The sequence below is a fragment of the Streptomyces sp. NPDC052042 genome, assembly GCF_044548345.1.
In the GTDB taxonomy this organism is placed as follows: Bacteria; Actinomycetota; Actinomycetes; order Streptomycetales; family Streptomycetaceae; genus Streptomyces.
In genome coordinates, this window is record NZ_JBIUBU010000004.1 from 351,639 (window position 1) to 369,965 (window position 18,327).

Below are 18,327 nucleotides of genomic sequence, written 5' to 3' on the forward strand. Positions count from 1 at the left end.
GCCGCGGCCCGCGCCCGCTCCGCGCGGCGGGCTCAGCCCAGCACGCGTACCAGGACCAGCAGGACGGCCGCGAAGACCACGCTCCCCACGAAGATCCGCAGACCGGCCGGTGCCCCGCCGACGTGCTGCTCCACCACGGCGGGCGGGGTGACGCCGTTCGCGCGGGCCAGCCACGCGCGCGGCGGGTTGTCGGGGATGACGACCCGCCAGGGCTGCTCGGGGTCGTACTCGACGACCCCTCTGGACCGGTGGAGCAGCCCCTGCACGTCGAGGGGGTGATGGACCTGGACCCGGTACACGGGCAGGCCGTCGGGCACCACGGTCAGGTCGAAGGCGAAGACGGATTCCAGCGAACGCCCGTCGAGCACGGGCCGACCGGTCTCCCTGTCCACCGCCTTCACTCCGTGGACCAGGGCGGGGGCGAAGGCCCGCGGGCCGCCGGGGCGCAGTCCGCGGGCCACGACGTCCGACTGCGCGGGCTCGCCCACCTTGCCGAACACCACCAGGGCCAGGGCGCTCGCGGGGAGACCGATCAGCAGGAGCCAGCGGGGGCCGAAGAGGGCACCGTGCACGAGCGCGGTGAACGCGAGCCCTGCGGCGACCACGGACAGCAGACCGAGCGCGGTGACGAACCTGCGGAGGGAGGACAGCGGTCGGTTCATACGAGCTTCAGGCCCTTTCGGCGGGAGACGGCGACCCTGGTGCGGGCGGGGTCGTCGGGGCGGTCGGCGTCGTACACGGCGCGGACCTCGCGTCGCAGGGCGATGCGTTCCACCACGACGGGGACCCGGTGGCGCACCCCGGTGGCGTCGTCGAACACCACCATGACCTCGCCGTACCCGCCGCCCGCCGACCGCCAGCCCTCCAGCACCGCGTCGGCGGTGTGGTAGCGGCGTGAGAGGCGGCGCAGTCCCGCCGTGCGGCGCAGGCTCACGGCGGCGCCCCACCAGGCGGCGAGGCAGCCCGCCCCGGCGACGGTCCAGAGGAAGGTCAGCCACGCGGAGACGGAGAACTCCGCGAACGGGAAGAAGAGGTGGAAGGAGGTGGTGGAGTCGTGGTCCACCTGGCCCTCCGCCAGCGCGTCGTACCAGCCCGCGATGGCGCCGACCGCGCTGAGCACGACCATCGCGCCGGGCGTGGCACGGTGCAGGAACCGGGCGGACATCAGGCCGAGGACGACGGCCGAGCCCAGCCCGACGATCGGGGCCGCCGATGCGAACTGGTTGCTGGCGCAGCCGCCGGTCCCGTCACAGGTCCATTCCACGCCCACCGCCTCGTGACTGGCGATGTACCAGACCATCCAGACCTGCCACGCCATCAACAGGCAGGCGACGGCCCGCATCACCTGCCCGTAGGCCCTCTGCCGCACTGTCCGCCCCTGGTCGTCGCCGGTCACGGGGCCACGAAAGGCCCCGCCGGACCTTACACGTGGCGTCCAGGGCCTGTCCGTGATCCACACCACCCGACGGGGCCTCACCAGGGCTCTCCCGGCCCCGGTGAGGCCCCGTCGCGCACCGTACTCACCGGATCCGGGGACGCGGGCCCGGCCGGGACCGTCGTGGTGCCTCGGCCGTCCTCGTCAGGGCCGCGGTCGGCCGGGCGGGCGGACCTCCCGCGCCGGGACCCGTAGGCCGTGGCTCCGGGCCGGCTCCGGCCCGTCGCGCGTTCCGGACACCGCGCCACCGAGGGCGGGCCCGGCCCGTGGCCGGCGGGCAGGGGTCAGAGGGCCGGGCCGGGGCCGCCCTCGGCTGCGCGGCGTCGACGGGACGCCGCGACGACGCCCACGCCGGTCAGGGCGGCCAGGCCCGCCAGTCCGCCGAGACCGGCCAGGACCAGGGTGCTGGTGCCCATCGAGGCCAGGGCCGAGGTGTCGGGGCTCTGCCCGCCCGCCGCCTGCCGGATGAGGTCGGCGACGGCGTCGGGGTGCGACATCGGCGTGCTGTGGGAGGCGTCGACCTCGACGGTGTGCGCGTTGGCACGCCGGGCCTCGAAACGGGCCAGTTCCGGGACCACGGCCCTGTCCCGGGTGGCGACGAGTGCCCAGGACGGGATGGTCTTCCAGGCGGCGGCGGTCGCCTTGTCCGTGAACGCGTCGCCGCTGAGGGGACGTTGGGCGGAGGCCAGCCGTGCCGCGGTGTCCTGTGGCAGGTCGGCCGCGAGGACGTCGCGGAACCTGTCGGGATGGATGTACAGGTCGGTGCCCTCCGTGCCGTCGGCCCTCTTGAACGACTTCGGTTTCAGGGCGGAGTTCAGCAGTCCGCCGGGGAACCTCGCCCCCAGCTCGCTCAGCGACTCCCCCTTGTCCGGCATGAACGCGGACAGGAACACCAGCGATTTCACCTGTGCGTTCCCCGCCGCGGCGGTGCTGATCACCGCTCCGCCGTAGGAGTGGCCGACCAGCACGATCGGGCCCTGGACACGCTTCAGCTCACCGGCCAGACGCGCCGAGTCCCCGGCGAGCCCGCGCAGCGGATTGGCCGGGGCCACGACCCGGTAGCCGTCGCCCCGCAGGCGTTCCGCCACGCCGTTCCAGCCCGAGGCGTCGGCGAACGCTCCGTGCACCAGCACCACGGTGGGTTTGTCGCCCGCCGGATCGGCGGCCGCGGCGGGTGCGGCAGGTGCGGCGAGGGCGGCCGTCGCCAGGGCCGCGGCGACGGTCCGCCCGGCCGTCCGTGTGCGCGAGGCGGGGAGGGGTGAGGCGGTCATTGCTGATCTCTCTTCGTCGGGGAGCGGTTGGTGAACCCAGCGTTCCCGGGGTTCGCCCGGATCGGCGCGACGCGGAAAGCGTCGGAGTGAAACCGGCCGACCGTCCGGGTGAGCGGCGGCGCGGCAAGGCCGGAGCGCCCCGGAACGCCTGCTCGGGCCCGCTGCCCCGCTCCCCTCTGATCCCGTCCGCTCCGCGTCACGCCCCGCCGCGGTCCGCACCGCCGCGCCCGGCTCCCGGGCTCCCGGGCCGTTCTCCCCCCGGTCGCCCCCTCCTCCCCCGCCGCCCCCTCCTCCCCGGCCGGCTCCGCCCTCAGCCCCGTCCCTCGGCCTCAGCCTCGTCCCTCCTGGCCCCAGTCCCGTCCGGTTGCCGCGCCCCCGCCCCGCAGTCTCCGGGACACGGCCCGCAACCAGGGGTGGCGCTCGTGCAGTTGGGCCGCCCGCCGGTCGAGTTCCCCGCCGAGTCGTTCGGTGCGCTTGTCGATGTCCAGCTCGTCCAGGATCCGGTCGACCTCGGCGAGCAAGGCCCCGTGCAACTGCCACTGCCGGGGGTGCTCCTGTACGTTTTCGAGGAGTTGGCCGGCCACCCGGTCCCTGGTGGCGCGGCTGACGGCGAGCGCCTCGGCCAGCCGGTCCTCCGCCGTCTCGGCGTTCTCCGCGAGCGGGGTGGTGATCAGCGCCGCGAACGCCTCGACGGCGGCGGCCATCTGCCCGAACAGTTCTCTGAGGGAGTCGGCCACGTCGGCAGGGAACAGCGCCTCCTGCGTTCGGGCCTTGGCCAGATCGGTCAGGGTGCGGGACAGCACCCTGAGCACCACGGCGCAGATCTCCAGAGTGTCCAGACCGGTGCGCAGAACGACCCGGTAGAGCAGCCCCTGCCGGACGCGGGGGTTGAGGGTGAGCCCTTCCTCGGCCTGCCGCAGCGAGGCGTCCACCTCGACGATGTCGTGGTCCAGCCTGCGGGCGGCGTGCAGGCGCTCGGCCGCGCTCGCCACGGAGAGCCGGCCGTGCACGTCCTCGCCGATCGCGCGGAGCATCGCCCCCATCGCCCCGGCCAGGCTCTCGATGGAGGCGCCCGCGCTCTGCACCCACACCGGCGGGGCGAAGAGCAGGTTGAACAGGAGCCCCACACCCGCGCCGATGAGCGTCTCCAGCACCCGGTCCAGTGCAGTGGACGCGACCTGTGCGACCCCCAGGACCAGCATGGCGCTGATCGCCACCTCGGGCACGAACTCGTCGACCCGCACGAACCGTCCGATGATCAGCGAGACGAAGATCGTCAGCCCGAGGCTCCACCAGCTGAGGCCGACCAGGGAGCTGAACGCGCTGGCGATGACCACGCCGACCACGACCGAGTTGACGCGCCTGATCCCGGTGGTGAGGGTGGCGTAGAGGGTCACCTGCACGACGAGGAGAGCGGTGAGCGGTGCCGTGAGGGGCGCCGGGTGCGGGAGGGTCCACACCGCCACGGCGTAGGCGATGACGGCCGCCGCCGTGGAACGCAGGGTCTGCGCCCCGACGGGTTCGATGGTGCGCCGGACGAGCTTGATCACAGGCTCGGATACTGCTGGCATCTCCTTCCCATGCCCGCTGGTACGCCGTCGCACCGCCCCCGCGCCGCGATCCCCACCGTACGGACGTGCCGGGCGCCGGCGCGGTCCGGCACCCGGGCACGCCGGTGGTTCGGCCCCAGGGTGCGAGGGCGTCGATCGGCTCCGCGCAGGGGGTGCGGCCCGTGTCCCGTCGGCGAGTTGTCCGGCCCGGGGCCGGTACGACGGTTCCTTGAGCACGTGTTCCACGGCGGACCCGATGCGGGAGACGTCAGCCCGCGAACCCCACGTGCACGTGGTCGTGGTGGGTGGCGTCGGTGAAGAACTGGTTCGGCGTCGCGCCCCCGGACAACCGCACCGGCCCGCCCACGTTGTACGAGCCGGCCGCGGCGGCGTCCCGCATGAACGACTCGATCAGCCGCCGCGGGGTCGCCCGGTCCACGACCCGGTGCCCGTCGATCCGCCACACGTCGAAGGCGCGGCCCGGCGGGTGGTCGCTGCGCCGGTCGGTGCCGAACACGTACAGCGGATGCCCGGAGCTGAAGACGGTGACATCGATCCGGTAGGTACCGGCCAGGTCCCGCAGGGCCCTCAGTGCGGCCGGGCGGATGTGCCCGCTGCGGACATCCGCGTCCGCCGCCGGAGGCAGCCCGATCCGCGCGTGGTCGAGCACCCGCCGCGCCTCCGCGGGAAGCACGGGCGCGGCGGCGCGAAGGGCCCCCGGGCGCAGCTCGGTGACCTCCCAGCGCGGACGCGCCCGGCTCAGCCGTACGTCGACGGTCGTGCCGCCCGCACGCCCCGGGGTCCACTGCCGGTACGCCACCATCACGCTGGCCCTGTCCGCCAGGATCCCGCCGTACTGCGCGTCGATCACCTGGAGCGCGGCCTCGTCCGCCTCGGGCCGCACCGCGCCCGCCCGGTCCACCAGCGACGGCTCCGCCCCCAGCGCGGCCACCCGCCGCTTCGCCGCCGCCGCGCCGCCCTGCCCGGCGGGCCACGCCCCGATCGCCTCCACCACCTGCACGGCCCGCAGCTTCACGTCGGGGTCCACATCGTCGCGGTCGGGGCGCCAGGCGATCGTCGCGGGGAGGGTGGCATGCGGTGACGGGGACCGGGCCGGAACCGGCGCCGTCCGGGACGTGTCCGTGCAGCCGGTGGCGGCTCCCGTGAGCAGTCCGCCGGTCGACAGCAGCAGGGCGCGGCGCCCGAGAGGTCCTGGCATGCGATGCCCCGTTCCCGTTCCGGGTCCGGCCGCGAGGCGGACGACCCGTACAGATTTCGATGGTCAGGCATGAATGGCTTCATCATCTTCCATTCCCCGGGGCCTGGCTGCCAGCATCGGCGCACCGCCACCCCGTTGAGGGAGAAATCAGATGAAACGTCCCCGTTCTCTGCGCTGTCTCGCAGCCCTGGCCCTGGTCGCCCTCGCGGCCACCGCCTGCGGTCGTTCCGGCCAGGGCGACGCCCCGTCCGGCAGTTCCTCCCGAGCCGCCGACGGCCGGTCGGCGGCCGAGCTGCTCCCCGAGCCGTACCGGACGAAGGGGGTGCTGAGGGTGGCCACCGCGGTGGGGTACCCGCCGATGGAGATGTACGAGCCGGGAACCACCCGGCTCACCGGCGTCGACCCCGATCTGGCCAAGGCCGTCGCCGGCCGGCTGAAGCTGAGGCTGGAACTCACCAACGCCGCGTTCGACGGATTGATCCCCGGTCTGGAGTCCGGCCGCTTCGACCTGGTCATGTCGTCCATGACGGACAGTGCCCAGCGGCGGCAGGCGGTCGACTTCGTCGACTACTTCCGGACCGGCGGCGTCGTCATGACGAAGAAGGGGAACCCGGAGGGCATCACCTCCCTCGCGGACCTGTGCGGAAAGAGCGTCGTCCTCGCCAAGGGCAGCTCCAACCTCCGCATCGGCGAGGAGCAGAACGCCGCGTGCGGGGAGAAGATGCGGATCTCGCAGAGCGAGGACGCGCCGACGGGTCTGCTGCAACTGGACAGCGGGCGTGCCGTCGCCACCATCGTCGACTACCCCGTCGCCAGGATGTTCAACGAGAAGAAGAGCGGCGCCTACGAGGTGCTGCCGACGCAGTACGGCACCGCTCCGTGGGGCATCGCGGTCTCGAAGAGCCAGGCCGGACTGCGCGACGCGGTGCACAAGGCCCTCCAGGAACTGATCGACAACGGCGAGTACCGCAAGATCCTCGACACCTGGGACGTCGGCGACAGCGCCGTCACCGAGGCGACGGTCAACGACGGGCAGTGAGAACGGACATGACGTACCAGAAAGCGTCCGCCACCGCGCCCGTGGACGACCCGGTGGCGCCCGACGACGACCTCGCCCTCCGGGTGAGCCGCCGCCCCCGGCCGGGGCGCTGGCTGGCGGTGCTGGCCGCCACGCTGTTCGCGGTGTGGATCGCGTACACCGTCATCGTCAATCCCCATCTGCACTGGGACATCGTCGCCGAGTACCAGTTCGACGGGGTGATCCTCCAGGGTCTGTGGGTGACGATCCAGCTGACCCTCGTCTCGATGACCCTCGGCGTCGTCATCGGCGTCGTCGTCGCCGTGATGCAGCTCTCCGACAGCCCGGTCCTGCGCTTCACGGCCGGCGCGTACACCTGGTTCTTCCGGGGCACCCCGCTGCTGGTCCAGCTCATCTTCTGGTTCAACCTGGCCCTGCTGTTCCCGGTGATCAGCATCGGTGTCCCCTTCGACGGTCCGAAGCTGATCAGCTGGCAGTCGAACCAGGTCATCACCGGCTTCGTGGCGGCTCTGCTCGGACTCTCCATCAACGAGGGCGCCTACATGGCCGAGATCGTACGGGCGGGCATCGGGAGCGTGGATCCCGGCCAGCGCGAGGCCGGGGCCTCCCTCGGCATGTCGAACCGCCAGATCCTGTTCCGGGTCGTCCTCCCGCAGGCGATGCGGGTCATCGTCCCGCCGTTCGGCAACCAGTTCATCTCCATGCTCAAGACGACCTCGCTGGTGTCGGTCATCGCCGGCTCCGATCTGATGACCGTGTCCCAGCACCTCTATCTCGCCAACTTCGAGGTGGTGGCCCTGCTGCTGGTGGCGTCCTTCTGGTACCTGGCCCTCACGACGATCGCCAGCATCGGACAGCACGCGGTCGAACGCCGCTACAGCCCGGGGGCCGCCCCGCCGTTGCGGCGCCGCATCCTGGCCGATCTCCGGCCCGGACGCACCGCCAGGAAGGGAGCGACGGCATGAACGACGTGATCCTCAAGGCCCGCGGGATCCGCAAGCGGTTCGGCGAGACCGAGGTGCTGAAGGGCATCGATCTCGACGTCAGCAGCGGTGAGGTGCTGTGCGTGATCGGCCCCTCCGGGTCCGGCAAGTCGACGTTGCTGCGCTGCTTCAACCATCTCGAACGGATCGACGCGGGACGGGTGTGGATGAACGGCGAGCTGATCGGCTACGAACAGCACGGGCCGTCCGGCCGGGTCCTGCGCGAACGGCGCCCGCGCGACGTACGGCGTCAGCGCGAGCGGATCGGCATGGTGTTCCAGCGGTTCCACCTGTTCCCGCACCGCACGGCGGTGCAGAACGTGATGGAGGGGCCGGTCGCCGTGCAGGGCCGTTCCCGCGCGCAGGCCGCGAAGCGTGCCCTGGAACTGCTGGCCGAGGTCGGTCTCGCGGACCGGGCGGACCACTACCCGGCGCAGTTGTCGGGCGGCCAGCAGCAGCGCGTGGCGATCGCCCGCGCGCTGGCCATGGAACCCGGCCTGATGCTCTTCGACGAGCCGACCTCCGCCCTCGATCCCGAACTCGTCGGCGAGGTCCTGGGCGTCATGCGCGATCTGGCGCGCCGGGGCATGACGATGGTCGTGGTCACGCACGAGATGGGCTTCGCCCGCGAGGTCGCCGACCGGGTCGTGTTCATGGACCGGGGCGCCGTCGTCGAGTCCGGGAGCCCGGATCTGCTGTTCACCTCCCCGCGCCACGCGCGCACGCGGGCCTTCCTGTCGACGGTGCTGTGATGGGCCGCCCCCTGGACCTGCTGCTGCGCGGCGGGCTGCTCGTCGACGGCACCGGCGCACCCGCCCGGGAGGCGGACGTCGCGGTGGCGGACGGGCGGATCACCGTGCTCCCGGCGGGCGCGGCGGCCGCGGCGGCCGAGGTCCTGGACGTGTCCGGCCAGGCCGTCGCCCCCGGCTTCATCGACGTGCACACCCATTCCGACGCCCTGGCCGCGCCCCTCGGCGACGGCGCGCCAGAACCGGCCGGGGAACTGCGCCTGGCCCCGCTGCTGCAGGGCGTCACCACGGAGATCTGCGGCAACTGCGGGACCAGCCTGTTCCCGTCGTTGCCGGAGCGGCTGCCCGCACTGGCCGAACACCTCCGGGTGACCTTCGGACTCGGTCCGGTCCGGCCCGCGGTGGACTTCGACGCGTTCGCCGACAGTCAGGACCCGGCGCTGCGGCACAACCACATCGCCTCGCTCGTGGGGCACGGAACGCTGCGCGCCGGGGTGATGGGGTTCGAGGACCGTCCGCCCCGGCCCGACGAACTGGACGCCATGTGCGCACTGCTCGACCGGGCGCTGGGCCAGGGCGCGGCGGGCCTGTCCACCGGACTGATCTACCCGCCCGGCACCTATGCGGCCACCGAGGAGATCGTCGCCCTGGCCCGGGTCGCCGCCCGCCGCGGCAAGCCCTATGTCACCCATCTGCGCGACGAGATGTCGCAGGTGGAGTCGGCGCTGGAGGAAGCACTGGAGATCGCGGCGCGTTCCGGCGCGGCACTCCAGGTCTCCCACCACAAGACCGCCGGCCGGTACGCCTGGGGCGCCACACTGCGCACCCTGCCCCGGCTGGAGAAGGCCCGCGCCGAGGGCGTGGACGTGCTCTGCGACGTGTACCCGTACACCGCGGGCAGCACCGTGCTGCACGCGATGCTGCCGCCGTGGGCGAGCGAGGGCGGCGTCGGCGCGCTGCTGGAACGGCTGCGCCGGACCGAGGTCCGCGACCGGATCCGGGCGGACATCGCCACGGGCGTGGCGGGGTGGGAGAACACCGTGGGCAACGGCGGCTGGGACCTCATCGCGGTGGCCGCCGCCCGGTCCCGTCCGGACATCGAGGGCCGCCGTGTCGCCGACCTCGCCACCGAGCACGGTGCCGACCCGGTCGACTACGTATGCGACCTGCTGCTGGCCGAGCGGGGCGAGGTGACCATCATCAGCCACTCCATGCGCGAGGACGACGTCCGGCGGGTGCTGGCCGGCCCGCTGTCGATGATCGGTTCGGACGGTGTCCCCAAACCCGGCCGCCCGCACCCGCGTTGGGCGGGCAGCTTCGCCCGCGTGCTCGGTCACTACGCCCGCGATCAGCGCTTGCTGCCGCTGGAGCGGGCGGTGCACAAGATGTCGGGGCTGCCTGCCCGCCGGTTCGGGCTCACCGGGCGCGGTGTGGTCCGCGACGGCGCCGTGGCGGACCTGGTGGTGTTCGATCCGGGGACGGTGCGCGACCGTGCCACGTTCGAGCGTCCGCTGCTGGCACCCGAGGGCATCGGTACCGTGGTGGTGGCGGGGCGGGTCGCGGTCAGGGACGGCCGTCCGACCGCCGCACGGGCGGGGGAAGTGGTGAGGGTCCGATGACACTGGCCCAGGTGGCCGCGGCGGCACGGCGGTCCGCCGCGCTGCCGCTCACCCTGGCGGTCGCCGCCGTCGACATCGACGGCGGCGGCGCGGTGGGCGTCGACGACGAGGCGGTGCTGCCCGTTGCGTCCGCCTCCAAGCTGCTGCTGCTCGCCGAGGTGTCCCGTCGGCTGGACGGCGGAGAGCTGCCGGCCGGCCGGATCGTCGAGATCCTCGACGAGGACCGTGCGGACGGCACCGGGCTGCTGCGCCGGATGGGCCGGGACGGCTGGAGTGTCGAGGACCTGGCCTGGCTGACCGCCTCGGTCAGCGACAACACCGCGACCAACGCACTGCTGCGCATGGTGGGACGGGAGTCCACGGCCCGGTTGGCTCAGCGGCTCGGGCTGGACCGCCTCACGCTCCACGACAAGGTCCGCGACGTCCGGGGCCCGGACGCGCCTCCCGTCTTCGCCACCGGTACCGCGCGGGACCTGGCGCGGCTGGTGACGCACGCAGCGCGCGGCACGATGGTCTCTCCCGGGGCCTCCGCCCGGCTGCTGGGATGGATGCGCGCCAACACCGACCACGGGCTGGTCCCGGCGCTGGTGGACCACGACCCGTACGCGTCCGGCTTCCCGGATCCGCTGCCGGGCGGGTTGCTGGTGGCAAACAAGACCGGCACCGACACCGGGGTCCGCGCCGACGCCGGGGTCATCGTGGGAGCGCGGCGGATCGCGTACGCGGTGGTAGCGCACTGGGACACGGATCTCGGGCCGGGCGCCGAGCGGGCGGCGGTGCACGCCGTGCGGGACGTCGGCCGCACCCTCGCCGCCTGCGCCGGCCGCTCCGCCCCTTGACGAGGCGGGGGCGGGGCCGCGTCAGGACCACTGCATCTCCAGCAGCGACCTGATCTCCTCGGCCGCCGACCGCAGTTCCGCGAGGAAGATCCGCAGCAGCGGGTTGCGGTTGGTGGGCCGGGTCGCGACCCCGATCCGCCGGTACAGCCGGGGATGGTCCAGCCGGCAGACGTGGACGCCCGTGCTGTCCCCGAGTCCGAGGGCCGGGACGAGCGCGATGCCCATCCCGGCCCGGGTCAGATTGACCGTGACCTGGTAGTGGTCGGTGCGGCAGCGGATCCGGGGGCGGAATCCCTCGGTCGCGCACGCGCGTTCCAGCACCGGTTCGCCGGTGCGGCCGCCGTGCGTACCGATCCAGCTCTCCCCTTCCAGGGCGGCGAGCCGGACCGCGGTGCGCCGGCCGAAGCGGTGTCCCAGCGGGAGGACCACCAGTTGGGGTTCGTCGAAGAACATCTCGACGTCGACGCCCGCGTGCCGGCACCAGGGGTCCAGCGGGTGTTCGAAGACGACCGCCGCGTCGAGCCGGCCGGCCTCCAGATCGGGCACCGTCTCGTGCGGCTGTCCGAGGATCAGCTCCAGCTCGACCTGTGGCCGCGCGGCCGCGAAGGCGGACAGGGCCCGCGGCAGCAGCTCCAGGCCCGAGGAGGCGAAGAACCCGACGCGCAGTACGCCGGCCTCACCCTCCGCGTGCGCGCGCAGGTCGTCCTGTGCGACGGCCATCAGGTCGGCCACGGCCTGCGCGTGCTCGGCCAGTCGCGCTCCGGCCGCGGTCAGCCGCAGGCTCTGCGGCTGACGTTCCACCAAGGCGGTCCCGACCTCCTGTTCCAGCCGAGCGAGTTGGTGCGAGACCGCGGACGGGCTCAGGTGCAGTGCCCGGCCCGCGGCCACGATGGTGCCCGTGCGGGCTATCTCCAGCAGGACGAGTAGTCGGGCACTGTTCAGCATCGGGTCAGACTAGGCCGTTCCGGCGCGAACCGCTCCAGGGGCCGCGCGGGTTCGTCGGCGTCCAGGCGCAGCAGGTCCTCCTCGGTCTCGCGGCGCACCACGGTGCGGACACCGCCGTCGCGGACGAAGACGACCGCCGGGCGCGGCAGCTTGTTGTAGTTGGACGCCATGGCGTATCCGTAGGCGCCGGTGACCGGTGTGGCCAGGACGTCCCCGACGGCGGTCCCGGCGGGCAGGGCGGCGTCGTCGACGAGCACGTCGCCGCTCTCGCAGTGCTTGCCGACCAGCCGCGCGCGCAACGGCCGCGGCGCGCGCGGACTGCGGGGCAGGAACACCTCGTAGCGGCTGCCGTACAGGGCGGGGCGGGGGTTGTCGCTCATCCCTCCGTCGACGCCGACGTAGGTCCGCACGCCCTCGATCCGTTTGATCGTCCCGACCCGGTACAGGGTCAGTCCGGCTCGGGCCGCTATGGACCGCCCGGGCTCCACCGCGACCTCGCCGTGCCAGCCGGCCTCCCGGACGGCGCACCGCACCCGGGCGGCCCAGTCGGCGAACGACGGGGCGGTCTGCCCGGCCTCGTAAGCGACGCCGAGGCCACCGCCGACGGTGAGCCGGTGCACGCGGACCCGCGCCGCGAACCGTGCCACGGCGGCGGCGCCGGCCGCGAGTTCGGCGGCGTCCAGCACCTGGGAGCCCACGTGCGCGTGGATGCCCTCAAGGACCATCGCCGGGGACCCGGTGGCCCGTCGTACGGCGTGCTCGGCGGCCCCGTCCGCCAGGCCGAAGCCGAACTTCGAGTCGTGGCCGCCGGTCCTGATCGCCTCGTGCGCGCCGGCGGCGACGCCCGGAGCCACCCGCAACTGGATGTGTGCGGGCGGCAGTCGTTCCTCGGCGTGCAGCCGTTCGATGCGGTCCATCTCATCGAGGCTGTCGACCACGACGTGCCGCACCCCGGCCGACATGGCCGTGCGCAGTTCCGCCTCGTCCTTGTTGCTGCCGTGCAGCACGATCCGGTCGGCCGGTACGCCCGCGTGCAGGGCCACCCGCAGTTCGCCGCCGGAGGCGACGTCGAGCAGCATCCCCTCCTCGTGGGCGAGACGGGCCATGGCCGTGCACAGGAACGCCTTGGAGGCGTAGGCGACGTTGTCCGCGCCGAAGGCGGCGACCGCCTCCCGGCAGCGCAGGCGCAGGTGCTCCTCGTCGTAGACGAACAGCGGGGTTCCGAAGCGCTCCGCGAGGTCGACGAGCGGGACGCCTCCGACGGCGAGTCCGCCGGGGCGGTCCTCGGCCGTGAGGGGCAGCAGACCCGTTTCGATGGCTGACGTCATGATTCCTCCCCTGTGGGCCGGTTCCCGGTCATCCTGCGGCCTGCGCGAGGGGACACAAAAGCGCATTCTTCCGTGGCTGAGCCTCATGTTCTTCGATGCCGTGGCCGGTGACGGGCCCGCGCCCCGGTCCCGCGCGGGTGCGCGAGGCGGCGGGGCACCGCCGACGCGTGGCCACGGACCTCGGCGGCGGGCGCGGCGTGGACGTGCGCCGTGCGCCGGGGCACGCCGCGGCCGGGGGTTCAGGCGACCAGGGGCCGGTCGAGGGGGGTCACGGGGGCCGGCAGGACCGTGGAGCCGTTCAGGTAGCGGTCCGCCGCCGCCGCGGCGGACCGCCCCTCGGCGATGGCCCAGACGACGAGGGACTGGCCGCGCCCCGCGTCTCCCGCGATGAACACGCCGCCCGGCTCCGTGCGCCCCGCCCGCCCCTCGTCCGGCCCGTCCCGTCCGGGTGCCCCGGTCTGCGCGGACGGGCCGGGGCCGGCCGGTGCGGTCGTCACGGCCTCGAAGGCGCCGGTCCGGGCGTAGTTCCCCCGGTCGTCCAGGGTGAGTCCGATCTGCCGCTCCAGCTTGCCGCCCCGCTCCGGGCCGTGGAAGCCGAGGGCGATCAGCACCAGGTCGGCGGGGATCACGTGTTCCGTCCCCGGGCGCGGCGTCCTGTGCCCGGGCGCCGCCTCCGCCAGGCGCAGCGCGCACACGTGACCGGAGCCGTCGTCGTCGAATCCCAGGGTCACCGCGCGGAAGCGCCTCGGGTCCGTGCCCTCCCGGTCCCTGGCCTCTTCGTGGGCGTGGGACACACGGTAGACCCTGGGGCGCACGGGCCAGGGCTCGGCCTCCCCGCGTACGGGGCCGGGTTCGGGATTGATGTCGAGCTGCACCACGGACGCGGCCCCCTGGCGCAGGACCGTGCCCAGGCAGTCCACTCCGGTGTCGCCGCCCCCGACGATCACGACGTGCCTGCCCTCAGCGGTGAGGACCGGGACGCCGCGATCACCCTCGGCGATCCGGTTGGCCACGGTCAGGTAGTCCATGGCCTGGTGGATACCGGACAGGTCACGGCCCGGCACCGGAAGTTCCCTGCGCTCCGTGGCCCCGACGGCGATGACGACGGCGTCGCTGTGCTCCGCGAGTCCGCGGGCGTCGAGGTCGTCACCGACGCGCACCCCCGTGCGGAACTCCGTGCCCTCCGCCCGCATCTGCTCGATCCGGCGGTCCAGGAGCCACTTCTCCAGCTTGAACGCGGGGATGCCGTAGCGCAGGAGTCCGCCGACGCGGTCGGCGCGTTCGTAGACGGTCACGGTGTGGCCGACGCGGGTGAGCTGCTGCGCCGCCGCGAGTCCCGCCGGTCCGGAACCGATGACGGCGACGGACTTGCCGCTGAGCCGCTCGGGCGGCCGGGGCGCCGTGTATCCGCGCGCCCAGCTCTCGTCGGCGATGGTCTGCTCGACGTTCTTGATCGTCACGGGGTCGGCGTTGATGGACAGCACACAGGCGTCCTCGCACGGTGCCGGGCAGAGCCGCCCGGTGAACTCCGGGAAGTTGTTCGTCGCGTGCAGCCGCTCGGCCGCCGCCCACCAGTCGCCCTTCCGCGCGTACGCGTTCCACTCGGGGATGAGGTTGGCCAAGGGGCAGCCGCTGTGGCAGAAGGGAATGCCGCAGTCCATGCAGCGCCCGGCCTGTTCGGAGACGAGCGGCAGCAGCGCCCGCCCCGCGTGGACCTCGTTCCAGTCGTCCAGCCGTTCCTGCACGGGCCGGGCCGGAACGGGCCGTCGGCCGGTTCTGAGAAAACCGTGGGGATCGGTCATGCATCCGCCTCCGTCGCCCACTCGCGGTGCACAGGCGTTACGGCCAGCCTACGCCCGCCCACCCCCGCGGCCATCCGCGCGGGGGAACCGCGGACGGGGTCCTTTCGGGGCACCGGCCTCCTGGCGCTCGCGTCCGTCCCGGCGGTGTGCCGGTGGCCGCGGCGGCCCCGGTCAGGCCACGGAGCCGGTTCCTCCGGCACCGTCCCGGACTTCCCCGGCGCGGGCGGTCTCGGCGAACCGGTGCGGCTCGGAGGCGACGGGCTGGCGGTGTAGCGCGATGACGGCGGCGTCGTCGCCCAGTCGTCCTCCGGCGTGGGCGAGGAGGTCGCGCCGCAGATGGTGCAGGAGTCCCTCCGGGGAACTCTCGGTCCACCGGGCCGCCCGCTCCGCGAACGGGTAGAACCGTCCGTCCCGGTCGCGTGCCTCGACGACGCCGTCGGTGTACAGGAGCAGGGTCTCGCCCTCCTCGAAGGCGAACGAGTCGAGGACGTAGGAGGACGGCCCGAGACTGCCGACTCCCAGGGGCGGCGAGGGGTGCAGGCGGGGCACGGTGACGGAGTGCCCCGGGCCGAGCAGCAGGGGCGGAGGGTGTCCGCAGCTCGTCATCCGGCTGATGCCGCCCTCGTCGGGGATCTCCAGCAACAGGGCGGTGACGAAGGGTTCGCCGACCTCGCCCTCCCGCTCGAAGTCGGCCTCGTACCGGCTGACGCTCTGTTCGAGGGCCGCGGCGAGCTCGGGCAGGCCGGTGTGCCGGTGGGCGGCCTCCCGGAAGGCGCCGAGCAGTACGGCGGCCTCGCCGATCGAGGCCAGTCCCTTGCCCCGCACGTCGCCGATCAGCAACCGGGTGCCGCCGTCGACACGGGTGACCGCGTACAGGTCCCCGCCGATCAGGGCTTCGTCCTCGGCGGGGAGGTAGAGGGAGGCCACCCGTAGCGGGCCGATCCGGTCCGGGAGCGGCCACAGCAGCACATGCTGCGCGGCCTCCGCCACCGAGCGCACCTGGGCGAGTTGCCGGCCGCTGCGTTCGCGCAGCAGGCAGTAGAACACGATGAGCACGGAGAGCACCGCGAGGGCGGTGATCTGCACCAGCGAGTTCCGGGTGGTCAGCCTGCCGAGGTGCTGGACGATGAACACCTGGGCTGACACCGCCAGCAACCCGACCATTCCGGTCAGCACCGGCCCCTCGAAGGACGCGCAGAGCGCGGGCGCGATGACCAGCAGCGGTCCGAGCTGTATGTCCCGCCCCGTCAGGATGTCCGTGACGGTGATCACGCCGATGAGGACCAGGGGCAGCGCCAGCAGCCCGTGGCCCGGCCGCCACGACTTGCCAAGGGCCGTAAAGCGTTCGCCGATCCTCACGTCTTCCACAGTGCACCGCTCCCGGCCGCCTGACGACTCGGCCGGGAGCGGCGCGGACCGCGCACCGGCCGTGGCTCAGGGACGGGCTGTCGCCCGCTCGGCGCGTTAGGCTCGTTCTGCGGGCAGTCCGCACACGCGTTCCGACCGTGGAGGCGGCCATGAGCGAGAACGAGGAATACCCGACTCCGTCGCAGGCCGAGGGCGAGCGGCTGGACGAGGATCTGAACCCGGCCGAGCCGCGGCACCCCGCCACGATCCGCACCCAGCCGTCCCAGGCGGAGGGCGAGCGGCTGCCGGACGACTCCGAGAGCTGACCCGCGGCGGCGGACCCCCGCATGCGGCTCCGCCTCTGCGGGCCGGTGCCCCGGCCGAGGGCATCCTGCCCGCCGCGCCGGGCTCTGCGGGACGACATCGCGGTCCTGGCCTCGCGCATCCGCGGGGACGCGGGGATCCAGTAGCCGGTGCCGGAACCCGTTCGGGGTGTTCAGCCCCGGGCGTTCTTGCGGCGCGCGGCGGTGCGGCTGGTCGCCAGGTGCTTCATGACGAGTTCCTCGACCCGCGGCACGTCCCGGTCCGCGATCGCCTCGTAGAGGTCCTCGTGCTCCTCGGCGACCGCCACGAGGTCGTCATGCTGCCCCAGCAGCCAGCGCATCCTGCTGCGCAGGGTGGTTCCGAGTTCGCTCAGGAGCTCGTTGCCGGCCAGGGTCGTCACCGTCTCGTGGAAGTCGGCCGCCGCCCGGCGCGCCCGTACGGCGTCGCCCTCGTGCGCCGCCCCCAGCTCGGCGTCGAGGTCCGCGCGCAGCTTCGCCAGCCCGGCGCGGGTGCGTCGCTGGGCGGCGAGCCGGAACGTCAGGGTCTCCAGGGCCGTGCGGACCTCGTCGAGATCCGCGATGTCCGTCGGAGTGAACTCCCTGACCACGGCCCAGGTCCGCGGCCTCGGCGTGACCAGCCCCTCGGTCACCAGGGCCCTGAGCGCCTCCCGGATGGGCAGCCTGCTCACCCCGAGTTCCGCGGCGAGTTCGCGTTCGACGAGTCTGCTGCCGGGGGCGCGCGTACCGTCGATGATCTCGTCGCGCAACTGCCGGGTGACCCGCTCCGACTCGGGTTCGAAGTCGCCAGGCGCTGTCATGTCCTCATTCTCCCATCAGTCGTCGGCGTCGGGGGGCACCCCGGCCGGTGCGTAGCCGCGCTCCCGGACCAGGGCGTGCGCCAGCCGGGTGAAGGCGCGCGCGGCGGCACTCTCGTAGGCGCTCTCCCTGCGCAGCAGGGTGGCGACCCGGGTCGGCAGGGGGGGATCGACCGGGACGGGGGCGAGGTGGGGGTGATCGTCCGTGATCGCGTGCGGCAGCACGGTGGCCAGCCCCTCGGTGCGCTGCACGATCTCCGTGAGCGCCTGGACGCTGTTGGCCTCGATGGCGATCGGGGGGCTGACGTGGTGCCGGGCGAAGTACGCGTCGATGTGGTTCCGGGTGGCGAAGTCGCTGCTGAGCAGCGCGAGTCGCTGTACGGCGAGGTCCCGGACCGGGACGGGGCGCCCGGTGCGGGCGTCCCGGCGGTGGGCGGTGACGACCAGACCCAGGCTCTCGGTGAAGAGCGGGGTCGCGGCGATCCCGGGCAGATGGTCTCCCCCGAACGCGATGCCGATGTCCAGTTCGTCGGCCAGGAGGCTCGTCTCGATGCGGTCCTGCGTCGTCTCCCGCACCTCCAGGGTGATCCCGGGGTGGCGGCTGTGGAGCCACCGTGCCAACGGGCCGACGAGATAGGCGGTGAAGGTCGGCGTCATCGCCAGGCGCAGATGCCCCCGGGAGAGATCGGCGACGTCCAGGACGGCGCGGTCGGCCGAGGCCAGTTCGCGCAGCGCGCGCCGGGCGTGGCGTACATAGACCTCGCCCGCGTCGGTCGGCCGGACGCTTCGGCCCCCGCGGTCGAGGAGCTGGACGCCGACGACCCTCTCCAGTTGCTTGATCTGCTGCGACAGCGTCGGCTGGGAGATGTGCAGTTCGTCGGCGGCACGGGTGAAGTTGCCGTGCTCGACCACGGCGATCAGGTAACGGAGGTGGCGCAGTTCCGGACCCATGGCAGGGAGTATAGGGCGGATCGATCGATCACCCGCACATGTTCGTCTGTACCTATGCCCGCTGCTCACCGGCGTCACTCGGGACCGGAGGCATGGCAGACCGGCGTCCGGC

The 18,327-nt window shown here is 73.5% G+C and carries 17 protein-coding genes; 6 read left to right on the forward strand and 11 right to left on the reverse strand.

What is annotated here, in order from left to right; all coding sequences use genetic code 11:
- Window positions 1-32 precede the first annotated feature (32 nt).
- From ACIHCL_RS11020 to ACIHCL_RS11040, 5 genes are all read right to left on the reverse strand, one after another.
- A complete protein-coding gene (locus ACIHCL_RS11020) occupies window positions 33-662 on the reverse strand; it encodes a hypothetical protein (RefSeq protein ID WP_399859678.1) in 630 nt (209 codons plus the stop codon).
- On the reverse strand, window positions 659-1,396 hold the full coding sequence (locus ACIHCL_RS11025) for a hypothetical protein (protein WP_399859679.1): 738 nt from the start codon (window positions 1,394-1,396) through the stop codon (window positions 659-661). Before ACIHCL_RS11025 ends, ACIHCL_RS11020 begins: the two co-directional genes overlap by 4 nt.
- 323 nt (window positions 1,397-1,719) lie before the next feature.
- Window positions 1,720-2,706, reverse strand: coding sequence for an alpha/beta fold hydrolase (locus ACIHCL_RS11030; protein WP_399859681.1), 987 nt, complete (start codon window positions 2,704-2,706; stop codon window positions 1,720-1,722).
- A 329-nt stretch (window positions 2,707-3,035) separates the two neighbouring features.
- Window positions 3,036-4,277, reverse strand: coding sequence for an aromatic acid exporter family protein (locus ACIHCL_RS11035; RefSeq protein WP_399859683.1), 1,242 nt, complete (start codon window positions 4,275-4,277; stop codon window positions 3,036-3,038).
- Between the two features lie 247 nt (window positions 4,278-4,524).
- Window positions 4,525-5,475 (reverse strand): hypothetical protein, encoded by a 951-nt coding sequence (locus tag ACIHCL_RS11040; protein WP_399859686.1) that lies wholly within the window; start codon window positions 5,473-5,475, stop codon window positions 4,525-4,527.
- A gap of 151 nt (window positions 5,476-5,626) precedes the next feature.
- On the opposite strand from ACIHCL_RS11040, the gene ACIHCL_RS11045 reads away from it, so the two are divergent.
- The 5 genes from ACIHCL_RS11045 to ACIHCL_RS11065 are packed head-to-tail and all read left to right on the forward strand — an operon-like array spanning window position 5,627 to window position 10,704.
- On the forward strand, window positions 5,627-6,514 hold the full coding sequence (locus ACIHCL_RS11045) for an ABC transporter substrate-binding protein (protein WP_399859688.1): 888 nt from the start codon (window positions 5,627-5,629) through the stop codon (window positions 6,512-6,514).
- A gap of 8 nt (window positions 6,515-6,522) precedes the next feature.
- Window positions 6,523-7,479, forward strand: a complete 957-nt coding sequence (locus tag ACIHCL_RS11050; RefSeq protein ID WP_399859691.1) for an amino acid ABC transporter permease — start codon at window positions 6,523-6,525, stop codon at window positions 7,477-7,479.
- The gene (locus tag ACIHCL_RS11055) at window positions 7,476-8,249 is read left to right on the forward strand and encodes an amino acid ABC transporter ATP-binding protein (protein ID WP_399859693.1); all 774 of its coding nucleotides are present in this window, start codon (window positions 7,476-7,478) and stop codon (window positions 8,247-8,249) included. Before ACIHCL_RS11050 ends, ACIHCL_RS11055 begins: the two co-directional genes overlap by 4 nt.
- Window positions 8,249-9,865 carry an amidohydrolase family protein gene (locus tag ACIHCL_RS11060; protein WP_399859695.1) on the forward strand — a complete coding sequence of 539 codons (1,617 nt, stop codon included), beginning with the start codon at window positions 8,249-8,251 and terminating at the stop codon, window positions 9,863-9,865. The genes ACIHCL_RS11055 and ACIHCL_RS11060 overlap by 1 nt, the downstream gene beginning before the upstream one ends.
- Complete coding sequence (locus tag ACIHCL_RS11065; RefSeq protein WP_399859697.1) at window positions 9,862-10,704, forward strand: serine hydrolase; 843 nt, start codon at window positions 9,862-9,864, stop codon at window positions 10,702-10,704. Before ACIHCL_RS11060 ends, ACIHCL_RS11065 begins: the two co-directional genes overlap by 4 nt.
- 21 nt (window positions 10,705-10,725) lie before the next feature.
- Here the strand turns inward: ACIHCL_RS11065 and ACIHCL_RS11070 are convergent, their stop codons facing one another.
- The 4 genes from ACIHCL_RS11070 to ACIHCL_RS11085 form a co-directional block, all read right to left on the reverse strand.
- A complete protein-coding gene (locus ACIHCL_RS11070) occupies window positions 10,726-11,649 on the reverse strand; it encodes a LysR family transcriptional regulator (RefSeq protein WP_399859698.1) in 924 nt (307 codons plus the stop codon).
- Window positions 11,643-12,977 (reverse strand): diaminopimelate decarboxylase, encoded by a 1,335-nt coding sequence (lysA, locus tag ACIHCL_RS11075; RefSeq protein ID WP_399859701.1) that lies wholly within the window; start codon window positions 12,975-12,977, stop codon window positions 11,643-11,645. Before lysA ends, ACIHCL_RS11070 begins: the two co-directional genes overlap by 7 nt.
- Window positions 12,978-13,216: 239 nt before the next feature.
- A complete protein-coding gene (locus ACIHCL_RS11080; protein ID WP_399859703.1) occupies window positions 13,217-14,779 on the reverse strand; it encodes a glutamate synthase subunit beta in 1,563 nt (520 codons plus the stop codon).
- 171 nt (window positions 14,780-14,950) lie between these two features.
- Entirely contained in the window at window positions 14,951-16,138 is a 1,188-nt protein-coding gene (locus ACIHCL_RS11085; protein WP_399859706.1) for a PP2C family protein-serine/threonine phosphatase, read from the reverse strand.
- 158 nt (window positions 16,139-16,296) lie between these two features.
- Here ACIHCL_RS11085 and ACIHCL_RS11090 point away from each other — a divergent pair, with 158 nt between their 5' ends.
- Window positions 16,297-16,452 carry a hypothetical protein gene (locus ACIHCL_RS11090; protein ID WP_399859709.1) on the forward strand — a complete coding sequence of 52 codons (156 nt, stop codon included), beginning with the start codon at window positions 16,297-16,299 and terminating at the stop codon, window positions 16,450-16,452.
- A gap of 170 nt (window positions 16,453-16,622) precedes the next feature.
- Here the strand turns inward: ACIHCL_RS11090 and ACIHCL_RS11095 are convergent, their stop codons facing one another.
- A complete protein-coding gene (locus ACIHCL_RS11095; protein WP_399859710.1) occupies window positions 16,623-17,267 on the reverse strand; it encodes a GntR family transcriptional regulator in 645 nt (214 codons plus the stop codon).
- 15 nt (window positions 17,268-17,282) lie between these two features.
- A complete protein-coding gene (cynR, locus tag ACIHCL_RS11100; RefSeq protein WP_399859712.1) occupies window positions 17,283-18,215 on the reverse strand; it encodes a transcriptional regulator CynR in 933 nt (310 codons plus the stop codon).
- Window positions 18,216-18,327: the final 112 nt, after the last annotated feature.

Excerpts from the sequence above, each read along its gene's own strand:
- ACIHCL_RS11080 (WP_399859703.1), bottom strand. The coding sequence starts at position 14,779 with ATGACCGATCCCCACGGTTTTCTCAGAACCGGCCGACGGCCCGTTCCG.
- ACIHCL_RS11045 (WP_399859688.1), top strand. The coding sequence starts at position 5,627 with ATGAAACGTCCCCGTTCTCTGCGCTGTCTCGCAGCCCTGGCCCTGGTC.
- ACIHCL_RS11050 (WP_399859691.1), top strand. The coding sequence starts at position 6,523 with ATGACGTACCAGAAAGCGTCCGCCACCGCGCCCGTGGACGACCCGGTG.
- ACIHCL_RS11060 (WP_399859695.1), top strand. The coding sequence starts at position 8,249 with ATGGGCCGCCCCCTGGACCTGCTGCTGCGCGGCGGGCTGCTCGTCGAC.
- ACIHCL_RS11035 (WP_399859683.1), bottom strand. The coding sequence starts at position 4,277 with ATGCCAGCAGTATCCGAGCCTGTGATCAAGCTCGTCCGGCGCACCATC.
- ACIHCL_RS11040 (WP_399859686.1), bottom strand. The coding sequence starts at position 5,475 with ATGCCAGGACCTCTCGGGCGCCGCGCCCTGCTGCTGTCGACCGGCGGA.
- ACIHCL_RS11030 (WP_399859681.1), bottom strand. The coding sequence starts at position 2,706 with ATGACCGCCTCACCCCTCCCCGCCTCGCGCACACGGACGGCCGGGCGG.
- ACIHCL_RS11055 (WP_399859693.1), top strand. The coding sequence starts at position 7,476 with ATGAACGACGTGATCCTCAAGGCCCGCGGGATCCGCAAGCGGTTCGGC.
- ACIHCL_RS11090 (WP_399859709.1), top strand. The coding sequence starts at position 16,297 with ATGAGCGAGAACGAGGAATACCCGACTCCGTCGCAGGCCGAGGGCGAG.
- cynR (WP_399859712.1), bottom strand. The coding sequence starts at position 18,215 with ATGGGTCCGGAACTGCGCCACCTCCGTTACCTGATCGCCGTGGTCGAG.
- ACIHCL_RS11095 (WP_399859710.1), bottom strand. The coding sequence starts at position 17,267 with ATGACAGCGCCTGGCGACTTCGAACCCGAGTCGGAGCGGGTCACCCGG.
- ACIHCL_RS11020 (WP_399859678.1), bottom strand. The coding sequence starts at position 662 with ATGAACCGACCGCTGTCCTCCCTCCGCAGGTTCGTCACCGCGCTCGGT.
- lysA (WP_399859701.1), bottom strand. The coding sequence starts at position 12,977 with ATGACGTCAGCCATCGAAACGGGTCTGCTGCCCCTCACGGCCGAGGAC.
- ACIHCL_RS11070 (WP_399859698.1), bottom strand. The coding sequence starts at position 11,649 with ATGCTGAACAGTGCCCGACTACTCGTCCTGCTGGAGATAGCCCGCACG.
- ACIHCL_RS11065 (WP_399859697.1), top strand. The coding sequence starts at position 9,862 with ATGACACTGGCCCAGGTGGCCGCGGCGGCACGGCGGTCCGCCGCGCTG.